Annotated in this window: 12 protein-coding genes; 3 read left to right on the top strand and 9 right to left on the bottom strand. The window is 71.2% G+C overall.

Features of this window, described 5'->3' with window-relative positions; genetic code table 11:
- The 6 genes from Asi02nite_RS23785 to Asi02nite_RS23760 form a co-directional block, all read right to left on the bottom strand.
- Entirely contained in the window at positions 1-675 is a 675-nt protein-coding gene (locus tag Asi02nite_RS23785) for a hypothetical protein (RefSeq protein WP_203716112.1), read from the bottom strand.
- A gap of 8 nt (positions 676-683) precedes the next feature.
- The gene (locus Asi02nite_RS23780) at positions 684-7,514 is read right to left on the bottom strand and encodes a polymorphic toxin-type HINT domain-containing protein (RefSeq protein ID WP_203716111.1); all 6,831 of its coding nucleotides are present in this window, start codon (positions 7,512-7,514) and stop codon (positions 684-686) included.
- A gap of 32 nt (positions 7,515-7,546) precedes the next feature.
- Positions 7,547-11,125, bottom strand: coding sequence for a LamG-like jellyroll fold domain-containing protein (locus Asi02nite_RS23775; protein WP_203716110.1), 3,579 nt, complete (start codon positions 11,123-11,125; stop codon positions 7,547-7,549).
- A gap of 56 nt (positions 11,126-11,181) precedes the next feature.
- Positions 11,182-14,328, bottom strand: a complete 3,147-nt coding sequence (locus Asi02nite_RS23770; protein WP_203716109.1) for a VCBS repeat-containing protein — start codon at positions 14,326-14,328, stop codon at positions 11,182-11,184.
- A 357-nt stretch (positions 14,329-14,685) separates the two neighbouring features.
- Positions 14,686-15,549 carry a Sco1979 family transcriptional regulator gene (locus Asi02nite_RS23765; protein ID WP_203716108.1) on the bottom strand — a complete coding sequence of 288 codons (864 nt, stop codon included), beginning with the start codon at positions 15,547-15,549 and terminating at the stop codon, positions 14,686-14,688.
- Between the two features lie 88 nt (positions 15,550-15,637).
- The gene (locus Asi02nite_RS23760) at positions 15,638-15,871 is read right to left on the bottom strand and encodes a DUF397 domain-containing protein (protein ID WP_373312319.1); all 234 of its coding nucleotides are present in this window, start codon (positions 15,869-15,871) and stop codon (positions 15,638-15,640) included.
- A gap of 236 nt (positions 15,872-16,107) precedes the next feature.
- Between Asi02nite_RS23760 and Asi02nite_RS23755 the strand changes: the two genes are divergently transcribed.
- The 3 genes from Asi02nite_RS23755 to Asi02nite_RS23745 all read left to right on the top strand — a co-directional run bounded on the left by Asi02nite_RS23755 (position 16,108) and on the right by Asi02nite_RS23745 (position 20,547).
- Positions 16,108-17,535, top strand: coding sequence for a GGDEF domain-containing protein (locus tag Asi02nite_RS23755; RefSeq protein ID WP_203716107.1), 1,428 nt, complete (start codon positions 16,108-16,110; stop codon positions 17,533-17,535).
- Between the two features lie 254 nt (positions 17,536-17,789).
- Positions 17,790-19,826 carry a M14 family zinc carboxypeptidase gene (locus Asi02nite_RS23750; protein ID WP_239126987.1) on the top strand — a complete coding sequence of 679 codons (2,037 nt, stop codon included), beginning with the start codon at positions 17,790-17,792 and terminating at the stop codon, positions 19,824-19,826.
- A 91-nt stretch (positions 19,827-19,917) separates the two neighbouring features.
- Positions 19,918-20,547 carry a fasciclin domain-containing protein gene (locus Asi02nite_RS23745; protein ID WP_203716105.1) on the top strand — a complete coding sequence of 210 codons (630 nt, stop codon included), beginning with the start codon at positions 19,918-19,920 and terminating at the stop codon, positions 20,545-20,547.
- Between the two features lie 9 nt (positions 20,548-20,556).
- On the opposite strand, the gene Asi02nite_RS23740 is transcribed toward Asi02nite_RS23745, so the two are convergent.
- The 3 genes from Asi02nite_RS23740 to Asi02nite_RS23730 form a co-directional block, all read right to left on the bottom strand.
- Positions 20,557-20,721: a hypothetical protein gene (locus Asi02nite_RS23740; protein ID WP_203716104.1), complete on the bottom strand. Its 165-nt coding sequence runs from the start codon at positions 20,719-20,721 to the stop codon at positions 20,557-20,559.
- A gap of 425 nt (positions 20,722-21,146) precedes the next feature.
- Complete coding sequence (locus tag Asi02nite_RS23735) at positions 21,147-21,668, bottom strand: hypothetical protein (RefSeq protein WP_203716103.1); 522 nt, start codon at positions 21,666-21,668, stop codon at positions 21,147-21,149.
- A 5-nt stretch (positions 21,669-21,673) separates the two neighbouring features.
- Positions 21,674-22,672 carry a LacI family DNA-binding transcriptional regulator gene (locus Asi02nite_RS23730; RefSeq protein ID WP_203716102.1) on the bottom strand — a complete coding sequence of 333 codons (999 nt, stop codon included), beginning with the start codon at positions 22,670-22,672 and terminating at the stop codon, positions 21,674-21,676.
- Positions 22,673-22,716: the final 44 nt, after the last annotated feature.

Below are 22,716 nucleotides of genomic sequence, written 5' to 3'. Positions count from 1 at the left end.
TCAACCCTCTCCGCGGTGCGCGTCGCTGCCCGCGCCGGAGTTCTCGATGCGGAAGGTCACCTCGGACCCGTCCGGCACCCCGGCGAGAGTCGTGGCTATGCCGCCGTAGATGCGCATCGCTTTCACCTCGGCGACCGCGACCAGATTGGCGACCTCGAATTCTCCACCGACGGTGAAGGGCTGACGGGGAACGAGCCGCGTGCCGGGTGCCAGTGGACCGTGAAGACGCTGCCATTCGTGTGCGAGTGGGTAACCCGTGAGGACGTCGTAGTCATCGAGAATACGGGTCGCCCACTCGTCGATCGAGCCGGCGAAATGTTCGAGCTCGCCTACCTCAGGATTGAGCGACACGATCGCGTCGGACGTGATGCCGAACTGCCCACCGAAAAGGTCCTCGGCGAAGAACGTGACATCACCGAAAGACCGGCCATGGTACGTCGTCTTCCAGGTGTCGGCAGCGTTCCAGGTCGTGAGACCGAGGGCCGCGGTCCGTAACGAACTGCCCAACGGACGCAGCAACAGCGCCGACTCGAAGGCGAAGAAACCGTTTCGTTCACCCAGCGTCCGAGCGAGTTGGTCGCCCAGCGGACCGGGCGGCAGGGCCGCCCGGTCGACGCTGTCGTCGGCGAGATCACGAGAGGCAGCGCCCAGCAGTTTCGCTAGATCTGCGCTCATCTGCGTCACTATACGACTCCGATATCTTCCAGATTGATGATCCTCAGGATGAATGTACCTCCGTCCGGCACGTCCTTCACCTGAGCCTTGATCACCGATCCGGCACCGCGATTGTCTCTCGGGTTGATGTGCTTGACGTGCGCGCCCGCGCCGCCCTCTTCGACCATCGCGGGCGGTAGTTCGTCTCTGTCGAATCCGCTTCTCGTGCGGACACCGCGCAGCGACTCCTTGCGGCGCCCGTCGGCACCCGGCCGGTCCACCTTCCACTTGGCCCCGTCCAGACCCTGCTCGTGCGCGTGGATGGCGAAGTCCGGATGCTCGACGGCGTCCACCTCGGCCTCGATCGGTCGGGGGCTCGGGCAGGTGCACGCGTCGCCGTTCGCGTCCAGGCCGCCGCCACAGTTGTGCACGAGGATCGGCTCGTTCTGGGCCGCCACGTAGTAGGTGTGGATGTCCTCGACGGTCAGGTTGTGCACCTTCGCCTGCTGGGTCCACCGGTCCACGGCCTTGACCTCGACGGTCTCGCCCGACGGCGTCAGCAGCGTCTGGCCCGGCTCGAGGTCGGTGGCGTCGACCCACTTCGCCAGGCTCGGCACCCAGAATGGGTGCTGGTCGGTGGCGACGACGAGACCCGTGGCGCCGGCCACGTCGACGGTGATCTCGACCAGGTCCTTGCTGCCCTCACCGACGATGGTCGCGACGACCTTCTTGGGCCGCTGGTCCCCGCTTCTCGGATCGGTCGCCAGGACCATGTCACCGACGGCTATCTCGTCGATCGGTTTCAGGGTCCCGTCTGCCAACAGCACAGGGGTGCCCGGGACGAAGCTGTTCTTGATCGGACAGCTTCCACCGTCCATTTCGAGTTGCTTGGCCTTCTTGCTGTGCTTGAACCAGTCCATCGCGCCGCCGACGAGGTCGTCGAGCGCGTTCCACACCTTCTTGCCGACCTCGGCCGCCTTCCCCCATTTCCACGGCGGCGCGTACTTACGTGCGATCTTGGCGGCCAGGCCGCCCACGAACGTCGTGGCGACGTCGATCGCCACCTCCGCGCACGAGCCCATGTCGCCGGTGGTGAAGCAGTCCAGGGCGGCCGTGACACCGAGTTCGTCCATTGCGATCTTGGTCAGCATCTTCGCGGCCTCGATGAGGCGCTGCTTCGCCCGCTCCGCCGCCTCGCGCGCCGCGATCAGATCGGGATCGGGTACGTAGACGTTGGCCGGAGGCGGCGCACCGCCGCCACCACCGCCACCGCCACCGCCGCCACCCCCACCGCCACCGCCGCCGCCCCCACCGCCACCGCCGCTCAACAAGGCGAGGTCCTCCGGCGGGAGCCGTAGGCCACTCGGGTCGGCCCAGGTGGTCGGGTTGTTACGGCCGTACTGGTAGGCGTTGTGTTGGCTCGGGTCTCCCGGTGTGAAGACCGGGTCGACCGAGATGAACCGCCCGATCCGCGGGTCGTACATCCGCGCGCCCAGCAACGTCAGGCCCGTGGTCGTGTCCTTGGTGCCGCCGACGAAGCCCTTGTCACCCGGCCAACTGGCCGGTGCGACGCCACGCTCCACACCGAACGGTGTCATGCGCCGGCGGGTGATGTCGCCGGAGGCGGAGTCGATGACCGCGCCCTGGGTGCCCTGGTGGTCGCTGGCGAGGAACTTCACGCCCTGGATGTCACGGACCGCGACGGTCTGACCGCCGAAGTTGTAGAAGCGGGTGCCGTCCACCGCCCGACTGGCGTGGTTGAGCTTGAGCTCCATGCCGGGCAGGTAGAGCGTCGTGGCGTTCGGCTCCTTGCGGATCATCCGGGCGCCGTCGATGTCGTACAGGAACGAGGCCTTGGTCTGGCCGCCCTCGACGACCGACTCGAGCTTGCCCTCCTTGTCCCAGTTGAGGGTCTGCTCGGCGCCGACCTGGTCGCGCTTGGTCATGTTGCCGGACGCGTCGTACTCGTACTCGTAGAGCCGGTCACCGCCCGCGGTGTGCTCGACGACGCTGCTGAGCGCGTGCGCCTTCGGCTGTCCTTGGGCCGGGTAGCGGTAGTCCCGGGTCACCGTGCTCGCCCCGTTGACACCGTGGACGGTCTCGGTGTCCCGGTTGCCGGTGTCGTCGTAGGTGTAGCTGTGGTGGTAGGCCGCGGGGCCGCCCACGCCGGTGGCCGCGGGGCCGCCGGCACACGGGTCCTCGGCGGTGCTGGCGCTGGTCCACGCACTCGTCATCCGGTTCAGCCCGTCGTGCGTGAAGCACTGCGCGTCCCGTACGCCGCCCGCCGGGTTGTCGTCGATCCGCAGCACCTTGCCGGCGTCGTCGTACGTGTACTTGGCGTGGATGTCGACGACGGGTGCCCCCTGGCGGTCCAGCCTGCTGCTGGTCAGCCGCCTGGTGCCCTTCTCGTACTCGTACGTCAGCGATGCCCACTTGCCGCCGGCGCTGAGCTTGAGCTGCATGAGCTCACCGGTCTGGGCGTACTTGACGCCGTTGACGTAACCGCCGTCGGTGCCGGTCATCGAGATCGGCCGGCGGATCGAGTCGTAGCCGTAGACGACACCCTCGGCCGGGAGGCCGCCGCCGGCGGGCCAGGTCTGGCCCTGGACGGTCCCGTCCCGGTTGTAGGTGACCGCGAACTGGTAGGTGCCGGTCAGCTCTTCCATCCCGGCGACCGACGGCACGTGGTACCGGGTGGCCGTCGGGCGATAGAGGTAGTCGCGCGTCGGATACGTGACCGCGTAGGTGGCCCCGTTCACGATCCGCCCGGACAGGTACAGCTGGCCGCGGTAGATGGAGTCCCAGGTCCAGGTGCCGACCTTCGTCCCCGTCGCGACGGTGCCGTGGTACATGGCCGTCTTCCGGCCGATCTTGTCGTAGACGTTCGTCGTCAGGTTGCCGCGCGCGTCGGTGGACGTGATCTGGCGGTCGAGGTCGTCGAAGGTCGAGGTCGAGGTGCCCGCGTCCGGGTCGGTCGTCGAGATCTGGCGACCACGCTGGTCATGGGTCCAGGACCAGGTGTTGTTCCCCGGGTCCGTCAGGGTCGCGAGCTGACCCGCGGCGGTGTAGGTGTACTTGGTCTCCTTGTGCGCCCCCGTCGGCGACGGGCCGGTGTACTGGAGCAGCGACGTCGTCTGCCCGCGGGCGTCGGTGATCGTCGTGGCCGGCACGCCGCCGGTCGGTGGGTCGACGCTGGTGCGGTCGCCGCCGTAGATCGTGGTGGTGCGCCACTTCTCGTCGCCCGAGACGCGGAAGACGTCGGCCGTCTTGCGGTCCGCGCCGTCGTACTCGTAGAGCGTCTGGCCGTTCGCGTCGCCGTTCGTCGAGATGAGCAGGACGTCCGACGGTGCGCCCGCCATGTGGTAGACGTCGTTCGTCCGGGCGATCTGGCCGGTCGGCGTGTAGAAGGTGTCCGTGACGAGGCGGCCGCCCTCCGGACCCGGTGTCTGCTTCTGCCTCGGCCGCAGGAAGCCGTCGTACAGCTCGAAGTCGCTGACGTACGAACCGTCGATCTCGACGCGCTCCGTCTTGACCACGGTCGGCTTGTCCGCCCGCTGCAGGTACGTGTACTTCATGCTCGGGCTGGTGTTGTTCGCCTTCGAGCGGTCCGGCAGCCAGACGTTGACCAGCCGCCCGAGCTGGTCGTACTCCATGTCACCGCGCTTGCCGTTGAGGTCGGTCTGCCCGAGCGGCAGGCCCCAGTGCGGCGCGAACTCGGTGGTGTTCTTCCAGGCCGACCCCATCGGGCCGACCTCTTCCTTCTTGGTCGTGAGACCGTCGGTCTCGGTGTAGGTCGTCGTGGTGACCGAACCCGCCACGTCCGCGACCGTGCGCGGGCGGCCCCACTGGTCGAAGGTCGACGTCGCCTGGGTCACGTACGTCGCCGTCGTGCCGTTGTGGGTCGCCAGCTTTTCCGTCCTGGTCGGGTCGCCCTTCGTCGGGGCGGCGCCGTACGAGCCGTTGTCGAACCACGTGCGGACGTCGCTGATCACCTGCGTCGCGCGGTTCGGGTTCGTGGCGCACTTCACCGCGACCGTCTCGATGCGGGACGCCAGCGACCAGAGCCACTTCCCCTCGTTGTCCGCGTACGTCGTGCGGGTGCAGCGGTCGTCCGCGTCCTTGCCCGACGCCACGTCGCCGAAGTCGTCCGTCTGCGTCACCCGGCCGTGCGTCGTGTCGTACGTGCTGACGTTCTTCGTCTCGCGCCAGCCGCCCGCCGCCAGGGCCGTGAACGAGCGGACCGTGCCCGTTCGGACGAAGGTCGAGCGGACGTCGCCCCAGCTGTTGTCCTGCTTGCCCGTCTCGTGCAGCCACGGGATCGTGATCACCTTGGCGACCTGGGCGCTGCCGTTGTAGGTGATCGTCTCCAGCTCGTGGCCCGCGAACTCGTCCGTGTCGGTGTGCGCCGCACCGGTCGAGTCCGTGACCGACGCCGACTGTGTCGTGCCGTTGGGCAGCTTGTTGCCGTGCATGCCGCGCAGGAACGTGTGGTCGCTGCGCGTCGTCATGGTCTGGCCGTCGCCGCGGCGGACCCGGACGGTCTCGTAGCCGCGCCACTGGTTCCAGGTGAGGTCCTCGGCCTTCGTGAAGCCGTCGGGGTCGCCCTTGCGCCAGGCGGCGCCACCGACATATTCGTACGCCGTGACCATGTCCGGCGCGCCGCCGGTGCGGTCGGTCTCGGTCACCTTGTCGACGACGTACTTGTGGAACCAGTCGATGACCGGGTCGCCGAGGTTCGGCGTCCACTTCACCGGGTAGCAGCGCCGGGTCGACGAGCCGGGGGTCGGCACGTTGCCGACCGAGCAGTCGCGCGGCTTGTAGGCGATGTCGATCTGCGAGCCCGAGTCGGTGTAGATGGTGTTGACCCGGAACCGCATCAGCGCCGCGATCGCGTCGTTCGGCGGGTCGACGCGGTTCTCGTACTGCGCGCCGATCAGCTCGATCGCCGGGAGTGTGACGGTGCCGTCGCCGACGTGGCCGGTGTGGGTGATCTTGTTGAGCCAGAGCGTCTTCGAGCCGTCGGAGTTGTCCGTGAACCAGTGGTCCAGGCCCCAGGTGTCCACGGTGTCCCAGCCGGTGCCCTTGCGGATCTCGGTGGTGATCGTGGTCAGCCGCTTGCGGGTGAAGAACGACGGCGCCGCCTGCTCGAGCTTGCACTTCGTGTCAGGGGCACAGATCCGGTCGGCGGGTACGTCCGGCCAGTGCGTCGCGTTCGCCTCGGTGAGCTTGTTCTCGGCACAGTCGAACGTGGACGTGACGAGGCACCGCTCGGCGACGGAGAAGCGGACGCGAGCCGGCGCGGTCGTCGAGTAGACCGCGTTGTGCCGCTGGCCGTACTCGATGCGGTCGAGCCAGCCGCCGCGGTGGTAGACGGTGCCGTTGACGTCGGTCTTGGCGTTGCGGGCGTAGTAGTTGCTCTCCCGCTCGTAGTAGAACGCCTGCACGTTGTCGTGCAGGTCGCGCGTGTAGTCGAGGTTCCACCGCCAGGCCTGCTGGCACGAGGCGTTCGCGAACGTCGAGTTGTAGCAGGGCTCGCCACTGTCGTCGCCGAAGACCGGCACCGTCCACGTCGACCTGGTCTCCGGCTTGCCCGACGTCCAGCCGGGCAGGCGGTTCAACCCGAAGTAGTGCTCGGTGCCGTCCGGCGTCGTTACCCGCCAGTGCTCGCCGTTGTCGTCGCCGTTGGTCGCGCCGGTGAGCGGCTCGATCTTCCAGTCGGCGTCGCTGGTCAGCCGCCAGCGGCCCGCCGCGTCCTTGAGGAGGTCGCCGGACTGTCCACCGAGGACGATCGTGGCGTTGTTGTGCGACCAGCACTGGTCGGCGCTGGTGTCGTGGCCGTCGTCGTTGCACGACTTGTAGCGCCGCTCGATGTAGCCGGTCTCGTATCCGAAGCCCTCGCCGATCCAGGATCCCTGGTTGTTGGTGGCCGAGGTGCGCCCGTCGACGCTCTGCGACGAGTAGTTGAACGCCACCTCCGGCGCCGAGCCGCCCGGCGTCGGCGGGACGCGCAACGGATAGCTCCAGTTGAACGCGCCCGACGAGGGATCCACCGTCCACTTCGACGAGGGCGCCAGCTTCGTCGCGGCGTAGTTGCCCTGCGACGAGCTGTCGCCCGCGACGAGAGCGAAGACCGCGGCGCCCGCCGCGAGATCCACGTCCGCGGTCACCACGCCCGCCGCGGAGTCGTTCACGGCCGGCACGGGTACGGGCGCCCCACAGCCGGCCGGGCGCGCGGCGGCGACGGCGCACTCGGGCAACCGGACCAGCCGCAGCCGGGCCCCGAAGTCGCCGCCGAAGGCCTGCGCGAAGCTCGCGTAGCCCAGCGAGACCGTCAGCCGGGAGGCGGACCGCGCGGTGTCGGTGCGCCGCAGGGTGACGACCGGGCCGCTGACCCCGGCCGCGGTCGACGTGGCGCGCGGTGCGACCTCGACGCGGACCTTCGCGGGTACGGCCTCCGCCGCCCGCTGGTCGGTGGCCTGCGGGGCGCGCACGCCGACCGCCAGCCCGCCGACCTTCGCGGGCGCGACGGCCGCGGCCCGGGCCTGGGCGGTGCCGGTGGTCGACGCCGCCGCGGCGACCGGGAGGTCGACCGCGCCCGCCGCCGGCCAGGCGACCGACGCGGGCGTCGTGACCCGCGCCTTGGCCGCCGGGTTGTCCTTGCGCGGCGTGACCGGCTGCGGCTTGCCGTCGACGGTCTGGCCGAACTCGCGCACGGCCGGCGGGTTCTGGATGCCCTGGGCCGCGGCGGGCGCAGGAAGCCCCGCCAGGACGCCGGCGCCGACGACGGCCGTCAGCAGCCAGGCCACCGGGCGGACGACCCGCCGGCGGTAGCGGTTGCCGAGGAAGAATCTGGAGGACATCGTCGCTCCGGCTCTGCGATTGCCGGCGAGGTTCACAGCGTCTCCTTCTCGATCGGCAGGTTCAGCTGCTGGATCGTGGTGGCGTCGAGCGCGCCCGAGTAGGCGCGGACCTCGTCGACCGCGCCGTCGAAGTACTCCTGCCAGGAGCCGTCCACGAAGGCGCGCCCGACCTGGAGCCCGCCGGTCGCGTTCCAGGCGGCGGTGTGGGTGGCCCGGGCGGTCGCCGCGAGCTGCCCGTCGACGTAGAGCCGGACCTCGTTGGTGAAGGCGTTGTAGGTCAACGCCAGGAGCTGTCCGAAGAGGTCGTTGCTGATGTCGATCTGCGAGTCGTAGGCGGTGACCTCCTGGGCGCCGGCCGTGTCGGCCGTCGTCATCGCGAGGCTCCACCGGTTGTCCGCGTTGCGCCGCACGACGAACGCGCTCTGCTGCGTGCCGGGTTGGGAGAGGACGGCGGCGGCCGGCTGGCCACCGTCGGGCGAGGCGACCCGCACCCGCGCGACGACCGAGAAGCTGTGGTCGGTGGGTGCCGGCGCGGTGGCCGTCGCCGCGTAGTCGTCGACGCCATCGAGCCGCAGCTCACCGAGGCCCAGCATCGGGAAGACCGGCGGGTCGCCGATCGGGTCGTCCAGCGCGATCTGGGCACCGCCGCCGAGCGTCAGCGCCTGGCCGCCGCCGGTCGCGGGGCTGCTGCCACCGGTCGCGGCGTTCACCGGCCAGTAGCCGACCCGGGTCGCCTTGACCTCGGAGATCGGACCGCCCTCGACCGGCACGACGAGCCGGTTGAAGATGGAGACGTCGGCGATGTCGCCCTTGAAGTAGCCGCTGTAGCGACCCTGCTCGAGCCGGCGGCCGATCTGCACGGGGCCGTGCGAGTTCCACCGCGACCGGCGCTCGGCCTGGGTGCGTACCCCGTTGACGCTCAACGCCACCGTGCCGGCCGACGCGTCGAAGACGGCGACCAGGTGGGTCCAGACGCCGGCCTGCGGCGTGCCGCCGTGCACCGTCCAGTCGCCAAGCGACTCGACGTCGGTCGTGGGGAGCTTCAGCTCCCACTTGTTGTTGCCCGCGTCGTAGCCGAGCGCGAACCCGGGCTCGCCGGCGCCGTCCTGGGAGAGGACGGTCTGGTCCCGGCCGAGCTCGTCGAGCTTGGCCCAGGCCGAGATCGCGAAGTTCTTCGTCGTGTCGACGACGCCGCCGGCCGTGGTGGCGAGGTAGGCACCGTCCTGGCCGCCGAGGCGCACGGCGCGGTCGGAGGGACCGCCCGGCCCCGGCACGCCGAACGTGACGTTCTCGGCGCCGTGCCTGGTGGCCGGAGCGCCGCCCCGCTCGTCGGCCGCCTCGGTCGCGTCGTCCTCGTCGGCGAGGTGCCACTCGGCGACCGGGACAGCGCCCGGGGAGACCCGGAACGAGCAGTTGGCGATCGCGCTGGACTTGTTGGCCCGGTCCCGCGCCTCGACGGTGATGAACGTGACGCCCTCTTCCTGGGCGACGAACCGCATGGTCACCGGCCCGCCGTCGACCGCCGGCCGCAGGACGTTCGTCGGTGACGGGTTGGTGTTGATGCCGTAGCGGTACTCGACGACGTCGGACGCCGCGGAGTCGAACGTGAACGTGCTCTGGACGCCGACCCCGTCCCGCCAGGTCGCGTCGGAGTAGGTCGCGCAGTTGATCAGATGGGGTTCGAGGAACTCCGCCGAGCTCACCAGCGGTGGTGTCGGTGTCGTCGCGTCGTACATGAACTCACAGAGCTTGCCGCCGCTCTCACTGCTCCACGGCCCCCACGCGGTGCCGTCGGAGGCGCGGACGTCCCACTGGACCACCACGTTCTGCGGGATCGTGCCCGGCACGGTGTAGTCCAGCCGCGACCCGCTGGCCTTGTAGCCCGACGTCCAGGTGACGGTCTGCGGGGTCCCGCCGGTCGGGGTCCAGCGCACCCGGAACTCGCCGCGCACGTTCTCGGCGGCGCCGCCCGAGAGGTGGTCGGGGTCGCGGAGCACGGCCGACAGGCGGGGCAGGGTGTCGACGTACGGGCGACCGGTGCCGTTGACGCACGCGCCACCGGGCGACGAGGTGAGGTCGCCGGCCGCGGGCTTCGCGGGCGCCCGGTTCCAGTTGACCCGCAGCAGGGCGTTGTTGCAGAACCGCTTGAAGTGCTGGTTGTTGTTCTCGGTCTCCATCCGGATGCCGAACGTCGTGGTGGCACGGCTGTTCTCGCCGGTGCCGTTGAAGACGCTGGTCACGTCGAAGACGGAGTTTCGCGTCGACGAGCCGCAGCCCTGCTCGGCGCCGAGGCTCCGCGTCGTGATGTGCGTCGCCCAGCTCGGCATGTTGTTCCAGGTCGTCGACGAGCTGATGCCGCCGCCCATCATGTAGAGCCGGACGTTGCGGGCGGTGTTGTTCCAGCCGCGCACCAGCGAGACCTGGAACTCGGCCTTGATGATCGTCTTGCCGCTGTAGTTGGACGGCAGCGCGTACATCAGGCGCTTGATGTCGGAGTTGTTGCAGTTCGGGTCGGGCTGGCACCAGCCGGCGCGCTCGTCGCTCTTGTTGTCGAACTTGGGGTAGTTCTCGTTCGGGTAGCCCGAGTCGACCATCGCCCAGTAGGAGTTCGTGGTGCTGCTCCAGATCGGGTCGATGTAGACCGGGTAGCGGGTCTTCGGGTCGGCGAGCAGCGCGGCGTCCGGCGTGAGGTGCAGCGTGTCGTCCGTCACCCGCACCTTGAGCGCCGCTTTCCGGGCCGTGATCGGCGCGGCCCGGGAGGGCTCGGCGCCCTTCGCGGGCGTCCGCACGCGGCTGGTCCCGCCGAGGGCCCGGGCAGCCGCGCCGGCCTGTGTGAGGTCCTCCTCGGTGGTGCCGTCGCCGGCGTCCCACATGTGCGGCTCGGCGGCCTCGAAGATCCGGCCACCGCCGGCCGCGACGGCCACGAGCCGACCGCCGCCGGCGTCGTCGACCGAGAGTCCGTTGGTGCGCAGGCCCAGTGCGAGGTTCGCGACGCTCGCCCGGCGGGCGGCCGCGGCGTCCTTGACGACCAGCACGTGCGAGAAGCTCTCGGTGCCGGCGTGCACGACCAGGTCGAGGCCCGGCTCGATCTCGGCGTAGGTGGCGGTGTCGCCGTCGAGCACCGGCGCGGGCAGCGGACCGTCGGGCCAGGTGAAGCTCATCGACTTCCCGGCCCGCTCCGCCGTGAGGAACGGCCCGCTGCCGCCGCCGGAGAGGCGCAGCCCGTAGGTGGCCGCGCGCGGTGTCACGGTGCCGTCCGGGTGGCGTTCGAGCGAGGCGTCCGGCGCGACCCACCGCTTGTTCTTGACCACGCGTACGGCCTGCTGATGGGTGTATTCCGTGAACGAGCCGTTCGGCTCGGCCCACACGTCCCGGCGCTCACCCCGGTAGGCGCCGACCTCGACGGCCCGCCCACCCGACTTCGCGGCCTCCACCGCGTCGGCCTCGGTCTGCTTGAGCGTGTCCGACTCGGTCACGAGCACCGCCGGCGGCTGTGCCTGCGCCGGCGGCACGGTCGACCCGGCCTGCTGGCTCGCCAGGCCGACGCCGGTCGCGAGCACCACCACCGCGGTCAGTTGGGCCGCCAGTTTCCGTCCTCCGCGCACACCCATCCCCGTGCCTCTCCCCGATGTCTCGTGCCGAGCAGCGCTGTCGTCCTGGTGGTGGGTCATCGGATCACCGCGCCGAGGCGGACCCCGTCGGTCGGCAGGCCGGAGGTGCCCGGCTGCCAGCTGTGGCTGGGTGTGGCGGAGCCGGCGGCCAACGCCGACCACGGGATCGCCCACACCGTGCCGTCGCCGTACGGTGCGCCGACGTAGAGCCGCTGTGAGGTGCCGCCGAGCGCCGTGCCGAGCAGTTCCTTCGCGACCCGTGGACCGGGCAGCGAACCCTCCCGCTCGACGATCACCTCCTGGATCTGCCCGGCGCCGACGCCGGCCGGGAAGACCCGGATCGAGCCGTGGTCCTCGGCCTGGTCGGGCCCGAACTCCTCGGCGGGGATGCCGACCGCCACCAGGAGCGTCTCCGTGGTGACCTCGGCCGCCGGGGCGGTGTTGACGACGTGGACCTTCTCGCCGAAGTAGTCGCCCTCCTCGTGCGCGGAGGTGATGCCGGCGGTGGCCTGGTCGATCCAGGGCAGCTCCGTGACGCCGGTGTTGGTCACCCGGAACTGCTGGATCAGGCCCGTGTCCTGGATGTTCGTCGCGGTCTGGTTCTCCCCCGGGACACCGACGACGAGGATCGAGTCGATCTGACCGGCCGGTGCGCCGGGCGCCCGGTAGGGGGCCATCGCGATCGACTTGCCGAAGTTGTCGTTGCTGTCGGGGTCGTCCGTGACGGTCGTGTCGGCCTGCGACGGGCAGGTGATTGAGGTCGGCACGCCGCCGGTCAGGGTGTGGGTCAGCACGCAGACCGCGCCGGCGAACGGCTGCCCGTTACGGTTCTCACCCGGAGAAGCGACACCCCAGTGGTACGGCGTAGCCGCGAGCGCGTACCCCGTGCGGTCGTCGCGGTTGGCCCCGGCCGGTGACGTCCCGGTGAGCCACACGTTGACGCCCGGCCGTCGATAGTGGACGGCGCCCGCGTCGGTCTGGCCCGAGATGTCGTCACCGGGCGCACCGACGACGAGGAAGCCCTCGCCCGTGGGCATCCGGCCGGCGGCCAGTGCGAAGCCGAACCAGTCGTGGCCCTCCGGGGTGTCGGGCGTCCCGTCGGTGCCCTGCTGCATCGAGATGGTGGCGGGGCCGGTGCCGAGCCCGGCCGGCGCGCCGAACACGATCCGCACCGAGCCGGCCTGGACCGCGCCCGCCACGGTCTCGTACGGCACCCCGACGGCGAGGTCGGCACAGCCGTCGCGGTTGGCGTCGTAGGTCGCGAGCGCGTGGCCGAACCGGTCACCCTCGCCGGGGTCGCCCGGGATCGCGGCCAGCGACTCGTCGAGCGTCCGCGTGCCCCTGCCCGCACCGTCCACCATGTAGACCGCGCCCGCGTCCCGGACGCCGCCGACCGTCGCCCGCGGGTCGGCGATCACCACGTCGGTGACCCCGTCGCCGTTGTAGTCGTTCTCCGCGCCCGCCACGCATCCCACCGCCGGCGGGGCGAACTCGTAGAGCGCGAACGTGCAGAACGGTGAGTAGGTCGTGTAGGTCGCGTCGGCGACCAGCGCCCGCCAGCGGTAGGTGCCCGCGAGCGGGACGCCGCCCGCCGGGATCGCGGCCTGCGCGACGGCGCCCGACGCGACGGTGACCGGTGCGGTCGTGCCGAGCGCCGAGGTGCCGGTCTGCGTCCACCACTCGAAGCGCACCGTCAGGTTGCCGCCGTCGGGGTCCGCCGCGGTCACCTTGAGCGTCGGCGTCATCGTCCCCAGCGAGGTGACCGTGCCCGTGCAGGTCGACGTCGGCGTCGTCGCCAGCGACGCCGCGGTCGGGAGCCGGTTGTAGACCACCCGCGAGTACGCGGTCTGTGTGCCGCCCGAGTTGTCGCTGCGGAACTGCTTGAAGCCGCCGACGACCGTCTCGTCCGCGGCCCGGATGCCCATGTAGCCGTTGGCCTGGCCCTCCCGGGCGACCCGGCTGAAGAAGTTCGTGGACGTGACCGACACCCACGCGTCGTCGCAGTTGGCGTCGTAGCCGCGGGTCGCGGTGGAGGTGCCGGCCGGCTGGTCGCCCGCCGTGTTGGGGTCGTTGTCGAGCCAGGTCGGCTGGTTCGCCCACCGGGTGGTGGCGTCGAAGGCGCTGGTGTTCCACACCTGCCAGGCCGCCGCCACACAGCCCGGCGAGTACGAGTACCAGTTGTAGAAGTAGCTCGTCGCGGACGTGACCTGGGTGTTCACGAACGCCGAGCTGTGCCACCGCACCAGCGTGCGGGTGACCGGGCCGGTCGAGCCCTCCCGGCCGACCCGCAGGTCCTCCGCGGTCGACTGGTCGGCGGTCGTGCCGGCCCGGATCCAGGTGTCGAAGGTGTCCTGGACCGGGTTGATCTCCGGGTCGATCGTGATCGGGAAGGCCCGCTCCGGCGCGCTCAGCCACTTCTCGTCCGGCGTCAGGGCGAGGGCGACGCCCTCGGCCGTGCGCTCCATCGTGGACGCCACGCGGACGGTCGGCGGCTCCTGCGGTGCGAGGCGCGTCGTCTTCGCGTCCCACATCTCCAGCGCCGGGACCGTGGCGACGGTCCGGCCGGCCGCGTCCACGAGCGCGGTGGCGCCGCCCGCGTCGACCCGGTGGCCGGCGACCCCACCGCCGGTGATCGCCAAGCTGAGGCGGCGCACGTGCGGCAGCGCCGCACGGTCCTTGACCACGAACAGCGTCTCCAGGCCGGTCCGGCGGACGTCGACGACCAGGTCGACACCCGGCAGGGCATCCACATAGGTCGCCCGGTTGCCGGTGAGCGTGGGTGCGGGGAGGGCGCCCGCCCAGCCGAGCGACACCCGGCCGGCCTTGCCGGCCAGCGAGGCCAACTCGCCGCCCGCGCCGCGCTCACCGGAGACCCGCACGTCGAACGGGTCGGCCTTGGCGGTGACCGCGCCGTCGGCGCCGGGCGCGAGCGTCAGGTCGACCGGCACCCAGGCGTCGCCGCGGCGCACCCGCACGATGCCCGCGTGCACGGTGGCCTCGAGCTGCCCGTCAGCGCGCGCGACCACCTCGGTCGTCCCGGTGGTCAGTCCGGTGACGGCGACCTCCGTGCCGCAGCGCCGGGCCTCGGCGACCGCCTGGCTCTCGGAGCCCTTGGCCGGTGCGCACGGGAGCGCCGCCACGGCCGGCGGCACGACCGTCGAGGCCGGCATCGTCAGCCCGGCGGCCAGCAGCAGGAGGACCATGCCCGCCCGGAGCGTACGAGGTGACGATCTCGTGGTGGCCAGGCCCGTCCCGAAGCCAGGCACGGCAAAGCGCGTCCATCCGGACAAGGCGACTCCCCCGCAGTCGGCGGTGCGGGATGATCTCCCGGCACCAGTTGGCGGGAGCATATAGCCGGATGCAGATCGTTGGATGCTTTGCGCACTGCGCAACAGGGCCGGAAGGCGGTTCGGTAACCGGACCGGCGCGCTGCCCTGGCTCGGCTTATCACGGAACGCGACAACCGGCGGTCACCGTGCGCTACGAAACTTCGTCCGAACGTATGATCATGCACCTGGCCGCACGTCGCGCGGCGGATGGCCGTTCCGGCTAGCGGCGGGTCAGGTCGATTCGAGCAGCTTCGCCAGGTAATCGGTGGTGTCCGAAGGGGACAGTGCGGCGACCGTGAGGCGTTCCATCGCCTGGCGGTAGCGCTCCACGTGTTCCGGCTTGTCCAGGTAGAGCGCGCTCACCAGCTGCTCCACGTAGACGATGTCGGGGATGTCCGGGTCGGCGAACCGCAGCATGCTGAACGCGCCGCCGTCGGCCGTGTGCGTGCCGCGGGCGAGCGGCATCACCTGCATCGTGATGTTCGGGCGTTCGGAGATCTCGAGCAGGTGCGCGAGCTGCTGGCGCATGACCGGGCGGCCGCCGACCGGGCGGCGCAGGGCCGCCTCGTCCATCACCACCCAGTAGGTGGCCGGCGGGACGCGGTCGAGGATGCGCTGCCGCTCGAGGCGCAGCTTGACCCGCTTGTCGACCTCGGCCGCCGGCGTCTCCGGGAGGCCCGAGACCACCACACCGCGGGTGTAGTCGGCGACCTGGAGCAGGCCGGGCACGAACTGCACCTCGTACGCGCGGATCGTGCTCGCGGCCTCCTCCAGGCCGACGTAGGTGCCGAACCAGCTCTCCAGGACGTCGTCGTAGCGGTGCCACCAGCCATCGGTGCGCGAGTCGCGGGCCAGCGCCAGCAACGCCTCGCGCCGGGACTCATCGGCCACGCCGTACAACGTCAGGAGGTCGGCGACGTCGCGTTCCTTGAAGCCGACCCGCCCGAGCTCCATGCGGGAGATCTTCGAGGCGGAGCCGCGGACGTGGTAGCCGGCGTCCTCTCTGGACACCCCGGCGGCTTCGCGGAGCCGGCGCAGCTGCGCGCCGACGGCGATGCGCCGGGCCGTGGGGCCGACGGCGTCCGGGGCGGTCATCTGGTTCCTCGGGTTGGCGATCGTTGATCGACCCGTAGCGTACGTGACGCCGCGGTTACCGGTCCATGTCCACTGTCCAGGACAGGCCCTAGTCGATCAGGTGGTCGAACTCGCCGTCGCGCACGCCGGCGAACATCGCCGTGATCTCGGCGGGAGTGAACACCAGCGCCGGGCCCCGCGGGTCGCGCGAGTTGCGGACCGCGACCGCGCCGCCGGTCAGCCGGGCCAGCTCGACGCAGTTGCCCTGCGCGCCGCTGTAGCGGCTCTTCACCCAGGTCACGTCGCCCAGGTCGGGAGCCGCGACACCATTGTGGATCTTCATGATCACCTTCCGGAGTACGGGTGCGGCGGGTCACGCCCGCCGGCCGAGAGCCTAATGCACGTGCATTCTCACGGGAAGATGCACGTTCGCGCGACTGTCCTGGGTGGAATGTCTACATTCGCAGCTGGTGCCTAGCTGGCCATCGCGGTGAACCGGCTGCGACCAAGCGCATTTGCACGTGCATTTGCTCTTGCGGGTTCCGCGTGCACGCGAGGAAGATGCTCTATATGTGCCGCGTGGAACGCGCTCTCCGCGCCTCCGCCGTCGCCGCCCTACCGGTGTTGGGGCTGGTGACGACGCTCGGCAGCGGCGCGCCGTCGCCCCTGTCCGCGGTGCTGATCGCGATCCCCTACGCGGCCTGCGCGGCCCTCTGCCTGCGGCGGTCCCGCGGTGGCCGGCCCCGGCGGGCGGCCTGGGCCGTCGCCGGGCTCGCGATGACCACGGCCGGCCTCGGTGAGGTGTGGGCCACGGGCGAGCCGGCGCACAGCCCGGTGACCGACATCCTCTCGGTGCTCAGCTTCGTGCTGCTCTATCTCTTCGTCGGCCTGCTGCTGCGCTCCGACCGGCCGGTCTTCAACGACGGCATCTGGCTCGACGGCGTCGTCGCCGGGCTCGGCATCGCGGCGCTGGCCAGCCTCGGCACCCCGGGCCAGCGCGGCCTCGGCGTCCACCTCGCCGGCCTGCTGGTCTTCCTGGTCCTGATCCTCCTCGTGGTCATCGGCGGCACGCTCGGCGGGCGCCGCCTCGACCGCACCCTTCTGCTGGTGGTGGCCGGGTTCGCCGCCGCCGGCAGCGCAGACGGGCTGTCGATGCCCGGTCACTCCGGCGGCGCGCTCGCGGAGCCTGGCTTCCCGCTGGTGCTCTCCCTCGCGCTACCGACCCTGCTGGCGTTCGCCCCCGCGGCGGCTCCGCAGCGCCGCCGGTCCGATAAGCGCTCCGCTCCGTCCATCGTGGGCTGGGCGATGCTGTCCGTGCCGGCGTTCTTCGCCGTCAGCAGCGTGCTCCTGCTGGCCATCGGCCAGTCGGGCCGGCTGCCGGCCTGGAGCGGTGTGCTCGCCGCGGCCTGCGTGCTCGCGGCGTTCGGCCGCGCCAGCCTGACCTTCCGGGAGTTGCGCGACCTGCGCGACGTCCACCAGCAGGCGCGCACCGACGACCTGACCGGGCTGCCCAACCGGCGGGCGCTCTACGAGCACCTCGACGCGCTGGCCGGGCCCGCCTCCCTGCTGCTGCTCGACCTCGACGGGTTCAAGGAGGTCAACGACAGCATCGGGCACGCCGCCGGCGACCAGGTGCTCGCGCAGACCGCCGACCGCATCAAGGTCGTGCTGACGCCGCAGCAGGTGCTGGCCCGGCTGGGCGGCGACGAGTTCGCCATCCTGCTGCCCGGCGCCTCCCTGGCCGAGGCGGCCGACCTGGCCTGGCGGATCCACGTCGCGGTCACCTGCCCGTCGCACCTCGGCGAGACCCAGATCCGGTTGGGCGTCAGCATCGGCGTGACCGGCACGCACCTGTCCCACAACGGCTCCGGCGAGTTGCTGCGCACCGCCGACATCGCGATGTACGTGGCCAAGCGCCGCGGTGGCGGCGTCGCCGCGTACGAGCCGCCGGCACAGCGGCCCGCGGCCGCACCGCCGCGCGAGATCGAACTGAGCCCACTTCCGTAACCGAATTGTCATCTGACAACCCGCACGCCCGTACGGGCTGGCGTGGGAGCCCTTCCATGTGCACCCCACCGAACATTCGGAAACGCTCAAGACTTACTCAAGATCGTTGCGATGGACCATGAGGACAGTCAGGCTGACGGGCACCGATGTCTTGTTTCGAGACAGGTTCCCCCAACCTGGAGGTCCAGTTGAAACATCGGCGGTCGCTAGTCGTCGGACTTTCCGCCTTGCTCGCTGCCACGCTTTCCCCCGTCGTGACGTCCACCTCGGCGTTCGCGGCTGAAGCAAACCAGGTCACCGACCTTTCCGTCACCCAGGCCGACGGTTTCGCCACCGTCGCCTGGACCCCTGTCGACGGAGCCACCGACTACCAGATCGAGCGCACGGCGGTCGACGCCGCCGGCACGCCGACCGACACCGCGCGCGTCGTCGGCGTATGGCGGCCCAACCGCCAGGTCAACAACGAGTCCCCCACCTTCGCGGACGCCGGGTTCAACCCGGGCGACCGGTTCCAGTGGCGGGTCCGGGCCCGGATCGGTACGACCGAGCAGCCGTACTCGACGCCCGTCACCGGCACGACCAAGGCGCCGTGGGGTGACCCGGCCGTCGCCGGCCAGAACCTGCGGACGCAGTGGGAGACCACGCAGGCCGCGCAGTACACGAGCGATGTCGAGGAGTACGCCTACACGGCGGCCGTCGACCAGCTCAGCGAGCGGGTCCGGGTGGTCGAGATCGGCCGTACCGTCCAGAACCGCCCGATCAACATGTTCGTCATCGGCTACCCGACCCCGCCGGCGACCCCGGCCGCGGTGGCCGCGACGTCGCCGCTGGCGGTCAACTGCAACGTGCACGGCAACGAGCCGGGCGACCGCGAGGCCTGCCTGATCATGGCTCGCCAGCTCGCGTTCAGCAACGACGCCCGTACGCTCGACCTGCTCCGGAAGACCACCGTCCTGATCGTCCCGACGATCAACGGTGACGGCCGCGCGGCCAACACCCGGGGCAACACCACCGGGCAGGACCTCAACCGCGACTACTCGCTGATCCGCCAGCCGGAGACCGCGGCGTACGTGCGGATGCTGCGCGACTACCGGCCCGTGGCGGGCTACGACGGCCACGAGTACGGCAACAGCCAGGCGGGTGACCTGCCGATGCTGCCGCCGCGCCACCAGAACGTGGCCCAGCAGATCTTCGACGAGTCGCTCGACATGATCGAGAACCACATGTACGTCGAGGGCGCCAAGGACGGTTGGTGGGCCTGCCCGTACGGCTGCGCGAACGGCAGCGGTGTCGGCCTGTCCGAGGAGACCATCCTGCGCAACACCCTCGGCCTGAAGAACACGGTCAACTCGCTCCTGGAGCTGCGCAGCTCCGGCGGCGCGACCCGGCCGGACGAGGGCAACACCGCGAACAACCGCCGCCGCAAGACCTTCTCGGCGCTGTGGACGTTCAACCAGTTCATGGACTACCACCACGCCCAGGTCGGCGAGATCAAGACGGCCCGCGGCGAGGCGATCGAGTTCCAGGCCGGCAACAACGGCCGCCTGGTCTTCCGGGGCTCGCGGGTGATCCCGCTGCACCCGGCGCCGCACCCGGGTGAGGCCGGCCCGCGCGAGGACCTGCCGACGCCGGACATGATCCTCGACAACGCGCCGTGCGCCTACAAGCTCACGGAGGCGCAGTACAACGGTGCCCGTACCGACGGTCCCAACGACGTCGGCGCCACGGTCGCCGAGCGGATCGCGGCCCACGGCTGGAAGGTCGTCAAGGTCGCGGACGGTTACATCGTGCCGCTGGCCCAGCCGGAGCGGGGCCTGATCCCGCTGCTGCTGGACGAGCAGGCCGAGGAGGAGTGGGTCAGCGGCGAGCGGGTCTACCCGACGTTCACCGGTCGTCACAACGGCCCGCTGACCGTCTCGGGCTTCGCCTGCCTGTCGGGCGCCACCGTCAACGGCCCGGTCAACCTCCGCGCCGGTGCGACGCTGGTCGCCACCAACACCACGATCAGCGGCCCGGTCAACGCGGCCTCCGCCGCCGGTGTGTTCTTCGGTGACAGCACGGTGCGCGGCCCGCTGCAGGTCGCCAACACCAACGGCCCGGTCTCGGTCATCGGCACCAACGTGTCGGGCCCGGTCAACCTGGTCAACAACAAGGGCGGTGCGGCGCCGTACGTCGCCGGCAACAGTGTCAGCGGCCCGCTGAACTGCTCCGGCAACGCCCCGGCCCCGACCAACCTCGAGGTCGCCAACAAGGTCAACGGCCCGCGCGGCGGCCAGTGCGCCACCCTTTGATCCACTGATCCAACGATGTGACACTGTCGTGCCAGCGGGCCGGACCGGGAAGCCCGGCCCGCTGGCACGCACCCTTTCCGGGAGGTCCCTCATGCGCACCCGCCTGCTCGCCGCCGCCGCCCTGGCCGCCGCACTGCTGACGACCGGCTGCACGGGCGCGGCCGCCGACGAGCCCTCCCGCGGGACGGCCGCCGCCGGAGCGGGTGGCGGCGTGTCGGGGCCGCTCTGCGCCGAGCTGCCGACCGGCGACGCCCCCGGCAACCCCAACGCCCTGGCCAGTCAGCCGCTGGGTGAGGCGCTGAAGTGGATCACGGTGCTGACCACGTTCGAGGGCGCGCTGCGCGCGTCGGACCTGCTGCCGGAGCTCGCGGGCAAGCCGGCCATCACGGTGCTGGCGCCGACGGACGACGCGTTCGGCACGAAGTTCTCGCAGGACAACCTCGACCAGCTGATGATCAAAGACAAGGAAACGCTGCGTACGCTGCTGCGCGCGCACATCATCGACGGCTCGCTGAGCCTGGCGGACCTACGCGACGCGGACACACTCCGCACCCTCGACGGCACGGCGGTCACGATCAAGCCGTCGGACGCGATGGCGAGCATCGGAGAAGCGGTGACGGTCTGCGCGGACTACCGCATGGCCAACGGCCGGATCCACGTCATCAACCACGTCCTGGGCAACCTCCCCACCACCGCGGGCCAGGGCGACTCCGGCCACTGAGCAGGCGGCTCAGCGGCCCGAGATGACCGCGACCGTGATGGCCTTCTTCACCTCGGCGACGAACGCGCGGCCCCAGTCGTCGTCGAGCATGCCGAGCGAGTAGTCGCCCGCGTCGCCGTTGACGAAGAAGTAGCGAGGTTGAGCTGGGTCTTCGTCAGGGACGCCAACCGCCACGCCACCGCCTGCGGCGCCGGGGCGACGAAGACCAGCCGTCGATCGGTGATCGCGAGCACGCTGTTCGGCGGCCCGTCGTGAACCGGCGACGCGCTCGAAACCGCCTCCACCACCTCGCCCGCGGCGAGATGCTCGTTGAGCAGCGCGAGCGCGGCCGCTCCCGTCCCGTCGAGCTGTTGACGGATCCTCGGCGGAACCGACTCGATGGCCTTTGCGATGTCCGTACGAAGCATGGCCTCTCCCGATGATTCCCCGTGTCGCTGACATTCCTCTTCCTTCCTGACGGACAGGGGCGGACCAGGACCGCGTGGTCGGTGTCCGACGAGAACGAACAGCGGCTGGCCAACGCCCTCCCGACCAGGCATCCCCGGACAGGACGCGCGGAGTCGCACCGCGAAAGCGACACGAGGACGTCGACACGCCGTTCAGCAGGTGTCCGCGCCGAACTCGAGGCGGAGGTGCCAGGTCTGTCCGTTCGAGGTGATGTCGAGCGGTAGGCAGAGCGGCTCGCGGATCGCGAAGCCGCCCGCGAAGTCCGAGTCGCCGTCCGGAGATTGCGGGCAGGCGGCGAAGCGCACGGTGTGGTCGCTGCCGTTCGCGTAGGTGAGCTTCGCCCGGTCGCGGTAAGGCCCCGGAATCGTGAGCGTCGCCGCCGTGCCCGCGCGGAGCAGGAGGGCGATCTTGAACCGGCGGTAGCCGTCGGGGTCGGGGTCGCGGGCCGGCGGCGACAGCGGAGAGCCGAAGCGGTAGTCCAGCGGCACGAGTGCGACCGGCCCCGCCCGCACGAGCCCCACCGGAGCCGCGCCGATCTTGACCGAGCTCTCGCAGTCGCGGAGCGCATCGGGCGACGGCGCGGCGGAAAACGACGAAGGCGGCGGGGAAGGCGGCGACGGAGCGCTGGTGCAGCCGGCGACCAGCAGCAACGGCACGAGCCGGGCCAGCCGCATCCCGATCACTCTTCCGGCGGGAACGTGCTCTCGCGCCGCACCAGTTCCGCCGGGACGCGTTCGACGCGGGGGCTCGGGGACGGGGCCGACAGGGCCAGCGACATCGCGAGCGCGCCCATGTCGGCCAGGGGTAGGCGGATCGTGGTCAGGGCCGGTGTGACGTCGCGGGCGATCGGCATGTCGTCGAAGCCGATCACGCTGACGCGGCGACCAACGGCGCGGAGGTGGGCCAGCGCGCCCACCGCCATCGAGTCGTTCAGCGCCGCGATCGCCGTCACGCGCGGGTGGGCGGCGAGCAGGTCCGCGGTCGCGGCCGCGCCGCTGTCGCGGTCGAAGTCGGCGTAGACCACCTTCGGTGGTGGGCGGCGGTGCGCCCGGGCCGCACGCCGGATGCCCGTCAGCCGGTCGGTCGTCGTCGTCAGGTTGCGCGGGCCCGCGATGACGCCGATGTCGCGGTGGCCCAGCGCGTAGAGATGCTCCCCCGCCAGGAAGCCGCCCGACTCGTTGTCGGGCACCACCGCGTCGCCCGTGCGGTCGTGGCGGCCGATCACCGCCACCCGGCCGCCCGACAGCTCGTAGGCCCGTAGCTTGCCGCGCAGCGCCCGGGCGAAGCCCGGGTCGTGGTAGCCCGAACCCGCCAGCACCATCGCCGCCACCTGGTGCGCGCGGAGCAACTCGACGTAGTCGAGCTCGCGGGCCGGGTCGCGGTAGGTGTTGCAGATGATGACCAGCCGGCCGTCGGTGGTCGCGACCCGCTGCAGGCCGCGGGTGATCTCGGCGAAGTACGGGTCGGAGACGTCGTGCACGACCACCCCGACGGCGGTGCGCTCGGAGCGGGCGAGCTGGCGGGCGTGCGCGTTCGGCACGTAGTGGAGGTCGGCCACGGCGGCCTCCACCCGGTCGCGCAGCTGGGCGCTGACGGGCTTGCTGCTGCCGTTGATGATGCGCGATGCGGTCGCCGTCGAGACGCCCGCCCGGCGCGCGACGTCGTCCAGCGTGGCCACGTCGAGATCATACGGGCAAGCCCTTGCCTACAACCATCCTGCTC

This window comes from Asanoa siamensis (assembly GCF_016862555.1).
In the GTDB taxonomy this organism is placed as follows: Bacteria; Actinomycetota; Actinomycetes; order Mycobacteriales; family Micromonosporaceae; genus Asanoa; species Asanoa siamensis.
This window is presented reverse-complemented; position numbering and strand designations above follow the sequence as displayed.